The following is a 15,815-nucleotide window of genomic DNA, read 5'->3' on the forward strand; positions in this document are numbered from 1 at the left end:
TAATGAAATGAACGAATGTGTTTTATGATAAGCACCATATAGCACGCAGGGATTCCTGCGTGCCAATGGTTAAGCTTCTATCAAATTAGAAGCAGCAAGAATTACATCAAGTCACACTTCTCCCCAGTGTTCTTCTCAACCTTCTCGCCATCTTTCAGGATGCGAGCCTTATAGCCAAACTTCTCAAAACCTTTCTGGAGTTTCTCTGGGGTTGTCTTGTCGGCATTATACTGTACTGTGACTGTCTGGTCTGGCACAGAAGTCTCAATGCTCTTGATTCCCTTCTCAAAGCGAAGGTTGCTCTTGATCTTATTCTCACAAGCCGCACAGTGCATCTGTGGGGTTGTGGTGAACACTACGGTCTTGATGTCCTTGGCAAAGGTTACCATTGCCACCATCATCATTGTGAACATTACTAAAATCTTCTTCATAACTTTTCTATTTGCTTTAATCATTCAACTTTAAACATTTTCAATTAAAAGTGTACTCTCACTCCTGCGTAGAACATCCTGCCCTCTACAGGTCCCCAAACCAAGGTTGGCTCGAAATCGCTTCCCCATGGATTGCTGGCACCATAGATAGGAGTTTTCTGCTTGAAACCAGTCAGGTTCTCGCCTCCCACATAGATACTCCAATGGCGGAACCATCTCGTAACCTGCGCACTCACTTGCCCGAAGCTATGGAAACGAGGAGACCATGACTGGCTTCCATCTGCCAACTGGTAAGGCTCAGGATTTCTGCCTCCACCATTCAACTGCACGGTGGCATCAAATTGCCATAGGCCAAGTGGAGTCTTATAGGATGCCGTGAAGAGCGCCTTATACTTGCTGGTCAATGGCTTTTCTTTCAAGGTTTTGCCATAATCGTAGGTACACTTCACATCGTTCAGACGATAAGCCGCTGTTATCTCCAAGCCCTTCAGCAATGGATAAGAGGCATCTATCTGGAAGGTGTGCGAATAAGACTTGCCTATCAAATTATAGATGGAGATAAACCCCTTGTTGGCATCATAATCCACCACCGCTTGATTCTTGAAGTCGGTATAGTAATACTCAGCGTTCAATTTCAGTGTCTTGCCAAACATCGGGATGTAGAAAGCGGTACTCATACCATAGTTCCAAGCCTCCTCTTGCTTAAGTCCATCACCCGCAATCTGAAACTCCCTGCCGCTCGCCAAGAGATAGTTGTACTCTGCCAAGCCAAATACCGTGCGATAGCCCTTACCTGCTGACAGGCGGATGCTGATGGCATCGACAGGCGAATACTTCACGTGGAAACGAGGGGTGAAGAAGCTGCCATAAAGCGAACTATGGTCGAAACGGACACCTGCCATCGCTGTCAACTTCGTGCCTAACGTATAGGTGTATTGGGCGTATGCTCCTGGAGTCGTCTCCTTCTCGTTCATTCTCTGCATCTCCGACAAAAGGTAAGGAGAGTCTTCTTGCCCTACTGCCGGTCTTGGAGAAACATTCACATTGGCGCGCTGTCCCAGGTAATCATGGTTGACGCTCAAACCTACCGACAAATTGTGCTGATGAGTAAAATTGGTCTCAAAAATCAGTGAGCCATAGAGATTCTTCTCATTGAGGTCGTAGAACCTGTTGCCATACTGGGCATCGAGCTGGTGCATCGAAGCTGAGGACATGAAGGCAATATTGGTACCATGCTCGTGATTGAGGATGAAGGCATGTTTCATATAACCCTCATAACGGTTGGTATGGAGCTTGATTCGATAAATATCATCACTATGAACATGTTCCTCATCCTGCCCACTGGTACGGATCTCCTTCAAAGCCCCAAGTCCACCATGAAAGATGTAGTGCTTGCCTTTATACAGCCAACGGTTCTGTACATTATATTGTTCTCTGCCTGGCATATCATAGAAACCATCGCCATTGTCATCATGGTTTTTGAGGATATTCTCATGATGCAACAATATCTCCGTTGCCCACTTATCCGACAGATGAACGTTGGCATCGGCGTTTGCCTCGATTCGGCTCTTGGTATCGCCAAAGAGGTTTACCTCCACCTGTTGCTCATCCTCTGGCTTCAAGTAATCCACATTGATTTGACCTGTAATCGACTCATAGCCATTCTTCACCGAAGCACTACCCTTGGATACTTGAATGCCTTTCATCCAAGGTCCCGGCACATAGCCCAGGGCGTATGGGATGGCTGCACCACGGAAATTCGGCAGATTCTCGGTGAGCATCTGTACGTAAGTGCCCGAAAGACCGAGGAGTTTGATTTGTCTTGCGCCCGTCATGGCATCATTATAAGCCACATCCACCGATGGATTGGTCGTAAAACTCTCGCCCAGGTTGCAACAAGCCGCCTTGAAGAGCTCATCCTTGTTCACGGCGATGCCATTCACGGCACCAGCCAATCGGGAAGTGCCCGACTTACGAGCCACCACCTTCACCTCATGCAAGGTCTCGTCCTTGAAAATGGAATCCTGAGAGGAGGAATCTACAGAGTTATTTTCTACAGAATTATTATATGATGATGACAGAGACACAACCTCTGTCTTATTGTTTTTTGCATAAGTCTCAGCACCAATAACCAGCAAGGCACTGAGCAATATATATCTTGAATACATAAATATATTTTCTTTTATCCGAATCTTAAATCTTCGCTCCGGATGATTTTACCATTTTAATATATGTATGCAACCCTAAGTTTTTACTGATAGGGATAGGCATACGACAATCTTGGCTGCAAAAGTACAGAAAAACTTTTGCAACCTATTTGCAAATATGGAAAAATCAAATAATCAGGATGTTAAGGAGGGCAAGATAAGCCCTTGGAGGCGAATGCGGAACATTCTGATTCCAATATCTTGCCTTTTGAATGCTACAGATAACAGGACGAGGCAACGTCTGCCAAAGGGCTGGCGCGATGCCTGCAAACACTGGTGCTGCATCGAAATCCAAGTGTTGGATAGAGACCGTAGGCGATAGTTTCACCAGCTCCACTTCCATGCAATGTTTGTTCACCTGTGCGCCCAGCTTACCTCGGCAACAGTCATGGTGCATGCTACGTTTCACGCAACAGTCAGTCACCATACCCACCATCACCTTGTCATAATGAAGGCAGTGCATGACGGTAGTACCCACGCTCAAGTAAACCACCATGAGCGAGAGCATCAAAGCCATCAATATGTTGAGCGAACGTTTCATACCTATTTTTTGCACCTTTCTTTTCTCAAGTTGCAAAATTAAGCATTTCCATCAGAATATGAAGCTAATACCCCCATAAATTAATAACCTTTAACAGCTCTTGAATGAGCATGAATGCCCCCACTCTTTCTGTTAATCTTTACTATATTCCTGCGAGAAAACTTGCAGGATAAAGGGAATTTGAGTAACTTTGCACACGAATTTCTGAAACTATTGTCTTACAAAGACATAAAATAAGAGAGAAACTATTTTTTAAGGATAATATTGACTCATAAGAACAAATGAAAAAAGGACTATTTGCACTCGCGCTGGGTACCTTTACCTTGGGCATCGCTGAATTCATCATCGAGGGCATCATCACAGACATCGCCCACAACATGAACGTTTCTATCCCAGAAGCAGGACATCTCATCTCCATCTATGCACTCGGCGTCTGCGCCGGAGCTTTCTCATTGATTCTCATGCATAAATACAGACCCAAGAATATCCTGATGTTCCTGGCTTCGCTCATCACCTTCGGAGCTGTCATCGCCTCAGTAGCACCTAACTACTGGCTCTTGCTCTGCGCCCGCTTTATAGAAGGTCTGCCTCATGGCGCCTACTTCGGAACGGGTACCATCGTGGCGGTGAAGATTGCCAAAGAGGGTAAGGGAACCAATGCCGTGGCGATGATGTGTGCAGGTATGCCGGTGGCCAACCTACTGGGTGTGCCGGTGGGAACCTTCCTGAGTCACATGTTCAGCTGGCGAGTACCTTTTGTCAGCTGTATCGTGCTCGGACTCATCACCTTATACATGATTCACAGATGGGTTCCAAATGTAGAAGCACTGCCAAACAACGGTATGAAGGCACAGTTCCATTTCCTCCGCAACAAGGCTCCGTGGCTCATCATCGCCGCCACCTTCCTGGGCAATGGCGGCATCCTCTGCTGGTTCAGTTATATCTCGCCGCTGCTTCAGATGGAGGGCGGATTCAGCGCAGCCAGCATCTCTCTGCTGATGATTCTTGCAGGCGGCGGAATGGTAGTAGGTAATCAGGTGAGTGCCTTGCTTGCCGACCGCTTCAAGCCGGGTCGCTTTACCTGTTATCTCCAGTTTCTGGCAGCAGCTGCACTTCTGCTCACCTTCTTCCTCGCCCCTTTCGGCTGGGTATCTGTGGTACTGATGTTCATCTGCTGCGCCTGTCTTTTCGGCATCGGATCGCCTGAGCAATTCCTCATCGTGAAGCATGCCAAGGGTGGCGAAATGCTGGGCGGCTGCTGCATTCAGGGTGCCTTCAATCTGGGTAACGCCATGGGAGCTTTCCTCGGTGGTATTCCTGTTGCTATGGGATTAGGATACAACTTCCCTGCCCTTATCGGTGTGCCGATGGCATTGGCAGGAGCCATCTGTCTGCTGATTTTCCATAAGAAATATGAATAAAAATGCGATAATCCGAAATAAATGATTATCTTTGCAGAGGAATTTCAAATAAACAAAGAAACATGATGAAACTTAACAAGACTTTCCTTACCCTGGGCTTGGCCGCAGCACTCCTGCAGATGCCAGCCTCATCGTTCGCACAGACTGCGGGCGGTAACCGTCAGAATCCTCTTTTAACAAAGAGCAGTCTTCCATTCGGTGCTCCTGACTTCAGCAAGATTCAGGAGAGCGACTACCTGCCTGCCATCGAAGCGGCTATCAGGGAGCAGCGTGCCAACATCCAGAAGATTGTAAACAACAAGAAGAAGCCTAGCTTCCAGAACACCATCCTCGCCTATGAGGAGAGCGGTGCGCTGCTCGAAAAGGTGACTAACATCTTCTTCGGTCTCACCAGCGCCCACAAAACTCCGGGCATCGCCGAAACCGAAAAGAAGGCTACCCCATTGCTGACCGAACTCGACAATGAGATTTCGTTCAACAAGAAACTCTTCGAGCGCATCAAGTATGTTTACGATAATGAATATAAGAAACTCAAGGGCGAAGACAAGCGCCTTACTGAGGTTATCTATAAGAGTTTTGTACGCTCAGGTGCCCTCCTTTCTGCCGAGAAGATGGAGCGCATGAAGCAGATCAACTCCCGCATCTCAGAATTACAGCAGGAATGGGGCAACCTTCTTCCTGCCGCTACCAACAACGCCGTGGTTTGGGTAAACAGCAAGGAAGAGCTCGCCGGATTGAGCGATGCAGACATTGCACAATGCAAGAAAGATGCAGAGAGCCGCGGAGGCAAGGCACCTTACTGCATCGTCATCATCAACACCACCCAGCAGCCTATCCTCACCAATCTCCAGAACCGCGAACTGCGCAAGAAGGTGTATATGGCAAGCATCCACCGTGCCGATGGTACTAACCCAAAATTCAACACCTTCCCTATCGTAACCGAGATTGCCAAGTTGCGTGCCGAGAAGGGCAAGCTGATGGGATATGACAACTATGCCGACTATTCGCTCGAAAAGACGATGGCTAAGAACAGCAAGAATGTGGATGATTTCCTGAAGCAGCTCATCAAGGAATATGCTCCTAAGGCTGATGCTGAAACCAAGGCGATAGAAGCGTATGCACAGAAGACTGAAGGCAAGGACTTCAAGCTGCAGCCATACGACCGCTTCTATTATTCTGCGAAGATGAAGAAGGAGATGCTCAACATTACCGATGATGAGATCAAGCCATACTTCAACATCGACAGCGTACAGGTGAACGGTGTATTCTATGCCGCCCATCGTGTTTACGGACTGAACTTCAAGCAGCGCAAGGATATTCCTACTTATCACCCTGACATGAAGGTATTCGAGGTAAGCGACAAGAACGGCAAACCAATCGCCCTCTTCTACAGCGATTACTTCCGCCGTCCTACCAAGCGTGGCGGTGCATGGATGAGCGCCTTTGCCAAGCAGAGCAAGCAGCGCGGCCAGTTGCCTATCATATATAATGTATGCAACAACGCCAAGGCACCGGAGGGTCAGCCATCTCTCATCACATGGGATGAGGTTACTACCCTGTTCCATGAGTTCGGTCATGCGCTTCACGGAATCCTTTCCGACTGCAAATACAATACCCTTTCAGGAACAGCCGTTGCCCGCGATTTCGTAGAGATGCCATCCCAGTTTAACGAATCGTTTGCATCTATTCCGGAGATATTCGACCATTACGCCCGTCATACCGAGACCGGTGCTGCGATGCCAGCCGATCTGAAAGAGCGCATGCTGAAGAGCATCAGCTTCCAGACCGCTTATTCACTGGGCGAGAATCTGGCTGCAACCTGTCTTGACCTTGCATGGCACAAGATTAGCGAGGATGAGGTGCCTTCACCTTATATGGCAGGCGCCTTCGAGAAGGAAGAGCTCCACAACATCGGTTTGCTCAATACCCAGATTCCTCCTCGCTACAGCACATCATACTTCAACCACGTATGGGGCGGCGGTTATGCTGCAGGCTATTACAGCTATCTCTGGACAGAGGTGTTGGCTGTGAACATCGCCGACTACTTTGCAAAGCATGGTGCCTTAGATCCAGCCGTTGGTCAGGCATTCCGCGACAAGATTCTGAGCCGTGGCAACACCAAGGACCAGATGGAAATGTTTACCGACTTTACTGGTATGGAGAAGCCAGATGCTTCCGGATTTCTGAAAGCAAGAGGTTTGTAACGCATAAAATTACAATATGAAACAGGTAGAGGGTGTGTCATAAGTTAATGACACACCCTCTTTCTTTATCCTTTTACTGCCTGAGGTGTCCAGCTTTTCAGGAATCTGAGCACCTTTTCTTCGTTATATCCCTTACCTTCTTCCAGGAAACTGGAATCCTGGATATGGAGAACCTTTCCGGTTTCATCGAGCACCACAAAGACCGGGAATCCGAAACGCTGAGGATTGTTCAGTCGTTTCATCAGCTGCTCAGCCTTCTTCACCGCCGCATCACCGGCAGTTTTTCTGCGATTGTAGTTCACATGAATATATTCGAAATGATCATTCACCATCTTGTTGACCGCAGCATTCTTCTCTACAAAATCGGCAAACTTCAAGCACCATGGGCACCAGTTACCACCTACCTGACAGATAACAAACTTGCCATTCTTTCTAGCTTTAGCCAAAGCCTCATCAATCTGAGCCATCGGATCGATGCTTTCATTATACACCTTCTTGAGAGCAGTCTGCACCTGAGCAGGTTTCAATGCTCCAGCCTGGTCGAGCGAATCCAGTTTCTTCATCATCTCCTCCGCCTTCACGGTAGAGAATGCAACCTTACCTTCCGGATTGATAAGATAAGAGGTAGGAATCCATGAGATGTGATAATCCTTGGAAATCTTTGTTTCCTTCCATTTCTTAAACTCACAGTATTGCAACCAGGTATACTGATTATCGCCCAGATATTTCTTCATCTTCGCCTCATCGGTATCAAAAGAAACACCCACTACCTGGATCTTGGTATTGTATTTGTCATAGATAGCCTTCACCATCGGCATGTCTCTTCTGCAGTCAGGACACCAGGAAGCCCAGAAATCGAGCATGGTCCAGACACCCGGAACCGTCTTTCCGTCTTTATCCTTCTGAGTCTTCTTATCTGAGAGCTGGAAGATTTTCTTACCCGTCTTACTGTCAGTAATCGTGAAATCGGGAGCCTCGGTGCCTACAGGCAGCAAGTCAAGCGAAGTCTGTGCTCTACCGACGACAGCCGTCGTCAGGAGCAAAAAGAATAATAGTTTCTTCATACAATTTTTCTGTTAATGTCTGTTACTTCAAATATATATACTTCAACCTACAAAATTACATCATTTTCCAGTATCAAGTCCATAAAGCAAGATTTTATTACAGAAAATTAACCATAAAAGACTAGAACTGATAATAAATGAACGGCTGTACACTCTCCTGAGAAACCTCAACTACCATCTGCAGACAGATGATGAAGAGCAGCAGTTTGGTCACCCAAGGCAGAAGTATGAACCGCGCCTGAAGACGGTGATACTGGCGCTCGGTAAAGAGATAGCTCAGCATGACACCTATGATGCAAAGCGTCCAGGCAGGACGGGCATGGAAGAAAGGCACCAGATAATCGATACTGAAATCATTTGCCACCTTATCACACATCTTCCCCAACACCCCCAAATCCTTAGCACGGAAGAACGACCAAGCAAAGCATATATATAAATAGGTGATGAGCCAGCTGAGGGAATTGCCAGCCAGCGTACGAGGAAAGCTTATGCCCAACTGACGGCTGAAGAACTTATGCACCACAAGTCCGAAACCATGAAGAGCACCCCAGATAACGAACATCCAGGAAGAGCCATGCCATAAGCCTGCCACCAGCATGGTGAGGAAGTTGTTGAAATACATGCGCACCTTTCCCTTCCGGTTTCCACCCAGCGGAATATACACATAATCGCGGAACCAGAAGGAAAGCGAGATGTGCCAGCGATGCCAAAACTCGGTAACCGAGAGTGAGCGGTAAGGGAAATAGAAGTTGTCGGGTAGATAGAAACCCAGGATGGCTGCCACGCCGATACTCATATCGCTGTATCCCGAGAAATCGAGGAAGATCTGGACAGGGTAGCCGAAGAGTGCTGCCAGATTCTCGAAACCCGAGAAGGTTTGCGGCGCATCAAACACCCAGTTGTTGAACTGTGCGATATAATCGCTCAGCATATTCTTCTTGACCAGTCCCAGCATGATGAGAAAGAGTCCCGTCCACAGCATTCTACTGGAAGCCTGTTCGTTTCGTTTCAGTCTGGGTATCAGATTGGCGGCACGGGTGATAGGACCCGCCATCAGCAGCGGAAAGAAAGTGAGATAGAAGCAATATTCCAGGAGCGTTACCTCCATGTCGAACTTACGCTTATAGGTATCTACCGCATAGCTGATAGCTTGGAAGGTATAGAACGAGATACCTACAGGCAGAGCGATAGACTGCAGGGAGAAGTTGGTGCTGAACATCTCGTTGACTACATCGCCAATGATGAAATTGGTATATTTGAAATAGCACAGCAGAGTCAGGTCTACAAGCACCACGAAGGTGAGCAGCGCCTTGCGCGCCTTCCCCTCATGCAGTCTCATTTCCTGGGTTACGGCATAATTGATGCAAGCCGTAAGCGGCAGCATCCACATCACCATTCCGTTCACCTTATAGGCAAAAAAAAGGCTGAAGCAGATGACATACATCATCATGGCTGTGCGCGAATAGCTCTTGAGCAGGGTATAAATGGCAAGGAAGAAGATGAAGAGCAGCGCAAACGGAATGCTGCCCATCATCAGCGGAGAATCTGCCTGATAAACAAACAGCCGCTCTATCCAATGCCACAAGGCACATATTTCGAATGTTGAATAATTCATTTGTCTGTTCTGAAGATATTATTTATTGAACTCTTTCTTATATGGAGTCTTTATGGTTTACATGTTTTACCGCTGGAACCATCTTGTCAGCAGCCGGAGCCGTTTTTCCAGCAGTTGCAGGTTCCTTGGTTGCAGCAGAACTTTCTGGGGGTTCAGGCACAGTTTCCTCAACAGGCATAGAAAGAGAATCCTTCTTCACAGCCGTACTGTCAGCCCTGTGTTTTGTTCCAGGAGGCAAGATGGTAATCTGTCTGTATCTGCGGTCACGCTTATCCGGCATTTCCAATCGGAACGGATGCACACAATGACCGCTATTCATCCACTCTACAATCTTATCCATCCACATGGCAGATGAAGTCATAGTCGGATGCCGGCCGTCTTTCTGGCGTTCGAAGGTAAGTTTGTAACTAGGATAATAGCCTCGTGGTCCCATCACCTCACGGAGGAGTTTGTTATATCCATTATCCTCACACCAGTTTGGCGGACCGATCCATATCGTCGGAATATTACCAATCTTGCTCAGGATGGCACGGATGCGTTTTTCACATCCCTTCATATCAGACGTATATAGTTCGTTACTGCCCAGACATACAAAGACATAGGTAGGTTTGATACGTTGGATATAATGCTGCAGGGTATCGGTAGTAGCCCAGTTTCTGGTGTCCGAACTCACCCAGGTAATACAGGTGAGCTTATGACCGTTCTTGTTGGCATAATCAGCCAGTCGCAGACCTAGATATTCCGACATCGAGTCGCCGAAGATCAGTACTCGCTGCGCCGCCGTATCCACGGGTTCCTTTATCATGCTGTCAGCCTTTTCCTCTTCAGCAAGTTCTGCCTCGCTTTTACCGATGAGCGCATCCATTCCAATCTGTTTCAGCGGAATGTTTTCAGCCACTTGCTCTGGAATAAAGGCATAAGCCAGCAGTCCTCCAATGGCTACAGCCAGCAGGGCTATCATTTTCCAGGTTTCTTTCATTTTGTATCTTTAATGAGTTTTAGTTATTCTTTTTCTTATACATTCGCCCGACATTACAGCTGAAAGGGAGTGAGCACATTGAGCAACTTTCCGAAATCGGCCTTCGAGATGCGCCTTCCTCTCAAGCTGCGCACCTGCGGATAGTCTTCGAAATAGTTCTCCATCGTAGTATACCACTGATGAGAAACCACTTCCCTGACCGTCTTCAGTTGATTTTCGATGCGACGGGCAAAACTCGGATTCACTCTCGAGAGATAATATCTTCCATCATTCATCTCGATGGCAAGCATCAGATAAATTTGCGGTCCCTTCTTCTCTTTCCTGCTTTTTACAGTTTCACTTACTTTCCAGCCCTTGGTGGATGTCGATACTCTGATATCCCAGCCATACTGGCTGTTGAGCTTATCCATCAGTCCCTTGAACACAATCCCGTGAGCCGAGGTATCTTTCAGTCCCGTATAACCGATGATGTAATGTATCATCTCGTGGAGCAAGACACTCTTTGCCTGCTTGTCGGTCATATCATAATAAGTAGACATGGAGAGCTTGAAATCGTAGAGCTTGGTGCGTCCCCATCTGGAGGCCCGCTTATAGGCAAGTTGCCCCAACCGAGTCTTGGCATGAGTAAGTCCGAGTTCAGGAACAGGCAGTTTTCCCCCGAAATATTCCTGGTCGAAACGCCTGAACCACTCCTCCATCCATTCTATTGTAACAATCATGTATGTATATTTATTCAATAATTATTCAGTTCTGTATATCAGATACTACAAAACGTTTGCAAAGATACAACTTTTTCTTTGTTTCTTTCAATATTTATCGAAAAATGAGTAACTTTGCACGCAAATTTACAACAAAAATGAACAAGACAGCACAGCATATCATAGATATTAAGAATGTGTCGAAAAGATTTGGCGAGAAAACAGCCCTCAACAACATCAATCTCTATGTGAGAAAGGGCGAATTTATGACCATTCTGGGTCCTTCGGGATGCGGAAAAACGACATTATTGAGACTTTTGGCAGGGTTTGAAACCGCCAGCGAAGGCATCATCACCATCGCCGGCAACGATATTACTAACCTTCCTCCTTACAAGCGAAATGTGAACACGGTATTCCAGAAATACGCTCTGTTCCCTCATCTCAACGTTTACGACAATATCGCCTTCGGTTTGAAGCTCAAGCACACACCGAAGGAAGAGATTTTGCCGAAGGTAAAACGTGCCCTGAAGATGGTAAACATGAGTGATTATGAATATCGTGATGTCAACTCGCTTTCGGGCGGTCAGCAGCAGCGTATCGCCATCGCCCGTGCCATTGTCAACGAACCTGAAGTTCTTCTCCTGGATGAACCGCTTGCAGCACTCGACCTCAAGATGCGTAAAGACATGCAGCTGGAATTGAAGCAGATGCACGAACGCCTGGGCATTACCTTCGTATACGTAACTCACGACCAGGAAGAAGCCCTCACCCTGAGCAATACCATCGTGGTGATGAGCGAGGGAGAGATACAGCAGATAGGTACACCTACCGATATCTACAACGAACCAGCCAATGCTTTCGTAGCCGACTTTATCGGCGAGAGCAATATTCTCTGCGGAACGATGGTCCACGACTGTCTGGTGAATGTGGCAGGTACTGAACTGCCTTGTGTAGACAAGGGCTTCGGCTGCAACCAGGAAGTGGATGTCGTGATACGTCCTGAGGATATAGAAGTTTCCACCGATACCACCCACGCCCAGTTTGTGGGCAAGATAACCTCTTCTATCTTCAAGGGAGTACACTACGAGATGCTGGCAGAAACCGAGAAGGGCAATGAATTTCTCATCCAGAACTACAAGCATTTCGAAGTAGGCCAGACGATAGGAATGAGCGTGATACCCGACAATATTCACATCATGAAGAAGGAGCGCATCACCAATACCTTCGATGCAAAGGTAAACGGCGACGGAACAATAGAATTCCTGGGATGCGAATACCAGATGGAGATTCCGGAAGAAATAAAGGACAAGATTCAGACCGATGAAAACGGAAACGAAACCATCCGGGTGAACGTACCTTTCAACAAGATAGAACTCTTCGACAACGAGAGCGAAGGCACCTTTACAGGCAACATCAGCTTCATTCTCTACAAGGGCGACCACTATCATCTCACCATAGATACCGACTGGGGCGAGAAGCTCTATGTAGATACACAGGATGTATGGGATTTAGGCGATCATGTGGCTATCACCATTCCTCAGGAGAATATTTCGTTTGAATAAAAATTATTAATTCCTAATTATCAATTATAAATTGAACATTATCAAGTTTATCTCTTCGCGACAAAGCTGGTCGATACCTTACGCCATCTTTGCAGCGATATTTGTGGTACTGCCATTGCTTCTCATCGTAGTGTTCGCATTTACCGATGAGAACGGAGCCCTGACGCTCTACAACTTCCAGAAGTTCCTGGCACACCCCGAAGCCATCAACACCTTTGTGTATTCGATAGGCATCGCCATTCTCAACACCCTGCTCTGCATTCTGCTGGGCTATCCGGCCGCCTATATTCTGACACAAACCAGAATGAAGTATGCCAACACCATCGTCATGCTCTTCATTCTGCCGATGTGGGTAAACATCCTGGTGCGCACACTTGCCACCGTGGCCCTCTTCGATTTTGCCGACCTTCCGCTGGGTGAGGGCGCCCTCCTGTTCGGTATGGTCTACAACTTCATCCCATTCATGATTTACCCCATCTACAACACCCTGCAGAAGATGGACCGCAGCTATATCGAAGCAGCCGAAGACCTGGGAGCATCGCCTTGGCAGCAGTTCTTCAAGGTCATCCTGCCCCTCTCCATGCCGGGCGTAGCAAGTGGCATCCTAATGGTATTCATGCCAACCATCTCTACCTTCGCTATCTCCGAACTGCTGACGATGAACAACATCAAGCTCTTCGGTACCACCATCCAGGAGAACATCAACAATTCGATGTGGAACTACGGTGCAGCCCTCTCGCTCATCATGCTTTTCCTCATCGGCGCCTCCACCCTCATCGCAGGTGATGGCAGTAAACAGGAAGGAGGTATCAGATGATGCAGTCATTATTCAGTAAGGATATGATGAAGAAAGTATTCTGTCAGGGCTATCTCTGGTTGCTCCTGCTGCTACTCTACTCCCCTATCTTCATCATCATTATCTTCTCGTTTACCGAAGCGAAGGTGATGGGCAACTGGACGGGTTTCTCGCTACAGCTCTACAAGAATCTCTTTGCCGAAGGTACACACCATTCGCTCACAGCGGCACTGGTCAATACCGTAACCATCGCCCTGATTACCGCAACCGTATCCACGCTCTTCGGAACCCTGACAGCCATCAGCATCTACAACCTGCGCAACCGCTATGCACGTAATGCCATACAGTTTGTCAACAACATTCCGATACTCAACGGCGACATCATCATCGGTATCTCGCTCTTCCTGCTCTTCATCACGCTGGGCATTCCGCAGGGGTATACTACCGTGGTACTCTCGCATATTACCTTCTGTCTGCCATACGTTATTCTGAGTGTGATGCCAAGACTGAAGCAGATGAATCCGAACCTCTATGAGGCGGCACTCGATCTGGGCGCCTCTCCGATGCAGGCACTTCGCAAGGTCATCATCCCAGAGATATTGCCGGGTATGATTTCCGGTTTTATGCTTGCCATCACGATGAGTATCGATGACTTCGCCGTCACCATCTTCACGATAGGTAACGAAGGTCTGGAAACCCTCTCCACATTCATCTATGCCGATGCAAGAAAGGGAGGACTAACTCCAGAACTTCGTCCGCTGAGTACCATCATCTTCGTACTGGTACTGGTGATGCTGATTATCATCAACAAACGTTCTGAGAAAAATAAGAAGAAATGAGAATGAAGAACAAGATATTATTAGGAGTCAGTGGAGTAAAAGGAGTTAAGACCATCGTCTTTCTCTTTCTTAGCCTGCTGATGATTCTGCCGCTCTCTTCCTGTTACAACAAAGAGAACCGCGAGGAGATTCTGAAGGTTTACAACTGGGCTGATTATATAGATGAAGACGTTCTTGCCAACTTCCCGAAATGGTATGAACAGCAGACCGGCAAGAAGATCCGAGTTATCTACCAGACCTTCGACATCAATGAGGTGATGCTTACCAAGATAGAGCGAGGTCATGAAGACTACGACGTGGTATGCCCGTCAGAATATATCATCGAGCGCATGCTCCGCAAAGACCTTCTCCTACCTATCGACACCGCCTTCAGCAAGACGCCCAACTATATCAGCAACGTATCACCATACATTGTTGAGCAGATAGATGCCACCTCCAACAATGGCCGCATCGCCCACCATTATGCCGTGCCTTACATGTGGGGAACCTGTGGCATTCTATATAATAAGGTACACGTACCTATAAGTGATACACAGACCTGGGGAACTTTATGGAACAGAAAATATCAGGGCAAACTCCTGATGAAGGATTCCTACCGCGACTCCTATGGCACCGCCCTCATCTGGGCACACCGTAAAGACCTGGAAACAGGCAAGGTGACCGTACCACAGCTGATGAACGACTATTCACCAGCTGCCGTAGCCACAGTAGAGAAAGAGCTGAAAGCTCTGAAGCCAAACATTGAAGGATGGGAAGCCGACTTCGGCAAGGAGACCATGACCAAAGGCAAAGCCTATCTCAACATGACCTGGAGCGGTGATGCCGTCTGGGCTATTGAAGAAGCCGGGAAAGTGGGTGTAGAACTGGGATATGAGGTACCGAAAGAAGGAAGCAATGTATGGTTCGACGGTTGGGTAATCCCTAAATATTCCCGCAATCCGAAGGCTGCCGCCTATTTCATCAACTATCTCTGTCAGGAAGACGTGGCACTCGCTAATATGGAGACTACAGGATATGTGAGTAGCGTGGCAGGCAAGAAGGTATTAGAAGCTATGAGCGATGCTGAGGCGTATCCCAAACCTGTAAATCTGGCCTACTTCTTTGGCGAGGAAGGCAGGAGTGCCCATCTCAACCCTATCATGTATCCAGACAGCAGCATAGTAGCCCGATGCGCCATGATTCATGATGCCGGCGATCATACTCCCGAGGTATTGGATATGTGGTCGAAGGTGAAGGGCGACAATCTGGGCGGCGGCATCGTTATCTTCCTGCTAGCCGTAGTCCTTGCCCTCACGGTATTCGTTGCCATCAAGAAGTATGAACATTACAAGCACAGAAGGCTGTCGAGGAAACACCGCAGAAGACATGTGGTAAAGGTAAAAGGGTAAAAAGGTAAAAAAGTAAAAGGGTAAAAAAGTAAAAGGGGGAAGAGAGGGGAAAAACCTATTTTATAGGGGA

13 protein-coding genes are annotated in these 15,815 nt (G+C 47.5%); 6 read left to right on the plus strand and 7 right to left on the minus strand.

Annotation, left to right across the window (positions count from 1 at the left end):
* Nucleotides 1–101 precede the first annotated feature (101 nt).
* The 3 genes from DWV53_RS11975 to DWV53_RS11985 all read right to left on the minus strand — a co-directional run bounded on the left by DWV53_RS11975 (nucleotide 102) and on the right by DWV53_RS11985 (nucleotide 3,194).
* Nucleotides 102–431 carry a heavy-metal-associated domain-containing protein gene (locus tag DWV53_RS11975; RefSeq protein ID WP_022120729.1) on the minus strand — a complete coding sequence of 110 codons (330 nt, stop codon included), beginning with the start codon at nucleotides 429–431 and terminating at the stop codon, nucleotides 102–104.
* Nucleotides 432–475: 44 nt separating this feature from the next.
* Entirely contained in the window at nucleotides 476–2,599 is a 2,124-nt protein-coding gene (locus DWV53_RS11980; protein ID WP_181992483.1) for a TonB-dependent receptor plug domain-containing protein, read from the minus strand.
* 166 nt (nucleotides 2,600–2,765) lie between these two features.
* Nucleotides 2,766–3,194 carry a hypothetical protein gene (locus tag DWV53_RS11985; RefSeq protein ID WP_181992484.1) on the minus strand — a complete coding sequence of 143 codons (429 nt, stop codon included), beginning with the start codon at nucleotides 3,192–3,194 and terminating at the stop codon, nucleotides 2,766–2,768.
* 266 nt (nucleotides 3,195–3,460) lie between these two features.
* On the opposite strand from DWV53_RS11985, the gene DWV53_RS11990 reads away from it, so the two are divergent.
* Both DWV53_RS11990 and DWV53_RS11995 read left to right on the plus strand, forming a co-directional pair.
* Entirely contained in the window at nucleotides 3,461–4,600 is a 1,140-nt protein-coding gene (locus tag DWV53_RS11990) for an MFS transporter (RefSeq protein ID WP_118154207.1), read from the plus strand.
* A 62-nt stretch (nucleotides 4,601–4,662) separates the two neighbouring features.
* Nucleotides 4,663–6,804 carry a M3 family metallopeptidase gene (locus DWV53_RS11995; protein WP_437181748.1) on the plus strand — a complete coding sequence of 714 codons (2,142 nt, stop codon included), beginning with the start codon at nucleotides 4,663–4,665 and terminating at the stop codon, nucleotides 6,802–6,804.
* 65 nt (nucleotides 6,805–6,869) lie between these two features.
* On the opposite strand, the gene DWV53_RS12000 is transcribed toward DWV53_RS11995, so the two are convergent.
* The 4 genes from DWV53_RS12000 to DWV53_RS12015 form a co-directional block, all read right to left on the minus strand.
* Nucleotides 6,870–7,868 carry a thioredoxin-like domain-containing protein gene (locus DWV53_RS12000; RefSeq protein WP_118154210.1) on the minus strand — a complete coding sequence of 333 codons (999 nt, stop codon included), beginning with the start codon at nucleotides 7,866–7,868 and terminating at the stop codon, nucleotides 6,870–6,872.
* Between the two features lie 121 nt (nucleotides 7,869–7,989).
* The gene (locus DWV53_RS12005; protein WP_118154213.1) at nucleotides 7,990–9,483 is read right to left on the minus strand and encodes an MBOAT family O-acyltransferase; all 1,494 of its coding nucleotides are present in this window, start codon (nucleotides 9,481–9,483) and stop codon (nucleotides 7,990–7,992) included.
* A 37-nt stretch (nucleotides 9,484–9,520) separates the two neighbouring features.
* Nucleotides 9,521–10,462 carry a hypothetical protein gene (locus tag DWV53_RS12010; protein ID WP_118154216.1) on the minus strand — a complete coding sequence of 314 codons (942 nt, stop codon included), beginning with the start codon at nucleotides 10,460–10,462 and terminating at the stop codon, nucleotides 9,521–9,523.
* Between the two features lie 53 nt (nucleotides 10,463–10,515).
* A complete protein-coding gene (locus DWV53_RS12015; RefSeq protein ID WP_118154219.1) occupies nucleotides 10,516–11,181 on the minus strand; it encodes a SprT-like domain-containing protein in 666 nt (221 codons plus the stop codon).
* A gap of 137 nt (nucleotides 11,182–11,318) precedes the next feature.
* Here DWV53_RS12015 and potA point away from each other — a divergent pair, with 137 nt between their 5' ends.
* The 4 genes from potA to DWV53_RS12035 all read left to right on the plus strand — a co-directional run bounded on the left by potA (nucleotide 11,319) and on the right by DWV53_RS12035 (nucleotide 15,745).
* Nucleotides 11,319–12,722: a polyamine ABC transporter ATP-binding protein gene (gene potA / locus DWV53_RS12020; RefSeq protein ID WP_118154221.1), complete on the plus strand. Its 1,404-nt coding sequence runs from the start codon at nucleotides 11,319–11,321 to the stop codon at nucleotides 12,720–12,722.
* A gap of 31 nt (nucleotides 12,723–12,753) precedes the next feature.
* Nucleotides 12,754–13,539, plus strand: a complete 786-nt coding sequence (locus DWV53_RS12025) for an ABC transporter permease (RefSeq protein WP_153073323.1) — start codon at nucleotides 12,754–12,756, stop codon at nucleotides 13,537–13,539.
* A gap of 23 nt (nucleotides 13,540–13,562) precedes the next feature.
* Nucleotides 13,563–14,357: an ABC transporter permease gene (locus DWV53_RS12030; protein WP_118154242.1), complete on the plus strand. Its 795-nt coding sequence runs from the start codon at nucleotides 13,563–13,565 to the stop codon at nucleotides 14,355–14,357.
* A gap of 80 nt (nucleotides 14,358–14,437) precedes the next feature.
* Nucleotides 14,438–15,745, plus strand: coding sequence for an ABC transporter substrate-binding protein (locus DWV53_RS12035; RefSeq protein WP_118154245.1), 1,308 nt, complete (start codon nucleotides 14,438–14,440; stop codon nucleotides 15,743–15,745).
* Nucleotides 15,746–15,815: the final 70 nt, after the last annotated feature.

This window comes from Segatella copri, assembly GCF_003465495.1.
Classification (GTDB): domain Bacteria; phylum Bacteroidota; class Bacteroidia; order Bacteroidales; family Bacteroidaceae; genus Prevotella; species Prevotella copri_G.

What these genes read in the sequence shown, in the direction of transcription:
- DWV53_RS11975 (WP_022120729.1), bottom strand. Translation starts at nt 431, where the DNA reads ATGAAGAAGATTTTAGTAATGTTCACAATGATGATGGTGGCAATGGTA.
- DWV53_RS11980 (WP_181992483.1), bottom strand. Translation starts at nt 2,599, where the DNA reads ATGTATTCAAGATATATATTGCTCAGTGCCTTGCTGGTTATTGGTGCT.
- DWV53_RS11990 (WP_118154207.1), top strand. Translation starts at nt 3,461, where the DNA reads ATGAAAAAAGGACTATTTGCACTCGCGCTGGGTACCTTTACCTTGGGC.
- DWV53_RS11995 (WP_437181748.1), top strand. Translation starts at nt 4,663, where the DNA reads ATGATGAAACTTAACAAGACTTTCCTTACCCTGGGCTTGGCCGCAGCA.
- DWV53_RS12000 (WP_118154210.1), bottom strand. Translation starts at nt 7,868, where the DNA reads ATGAAGAAACTATTATTCTTTTTGCTCCTGACGACGGCTGTCGTCGGT.
- DWV53_RS12005 (WP_118154213.1), bottom strand. Translation starts at nt 9,483, where the DNA reads ATGAATTATTCAACATTCGAAATATGTGCCTTGTGGCATTGGATAGAG.
- DWV53_RS12010 (WP_118154216.1), bottom strand. Translation starts at nt 10,462, where the DNA reads ATGAAAGAAACCTGGAAAATGATAGCCCTGCTGGCTGTAGCCATTGGA.
- DWV53_RS12015 (WP_118154219.1), bottom strand. Translation starts at nt 11,181, where the DNA reads ATGATTGTTACAATAGAATGGATGGAGGAGTGGTTCAGGCGTTTCGAC.
- potA (WP_118154221.1), top strand. Translation starts at nt 11,319, where the DNA reads ATGAACAAGACAGCACAGCATATCATAGATATTAAGAATGTGTCGAAA.
- DWV53_RS12030 (WP_118154242.1), top strand. Translation starts at nt 13,563, where the DNA reads ATGATGAAGAAAGTATTCTGTCAGGGCTATCTCTGGTTGCTCCTGCTG.
- DWV53_RS12035 (WP_118154245.1), top strand. Translation starts at nt 14,438, where the DNA reads ATGATTCTGCCGCTCTCTTCCTGTTACAACAAAGAGAACCGCGAGGAG.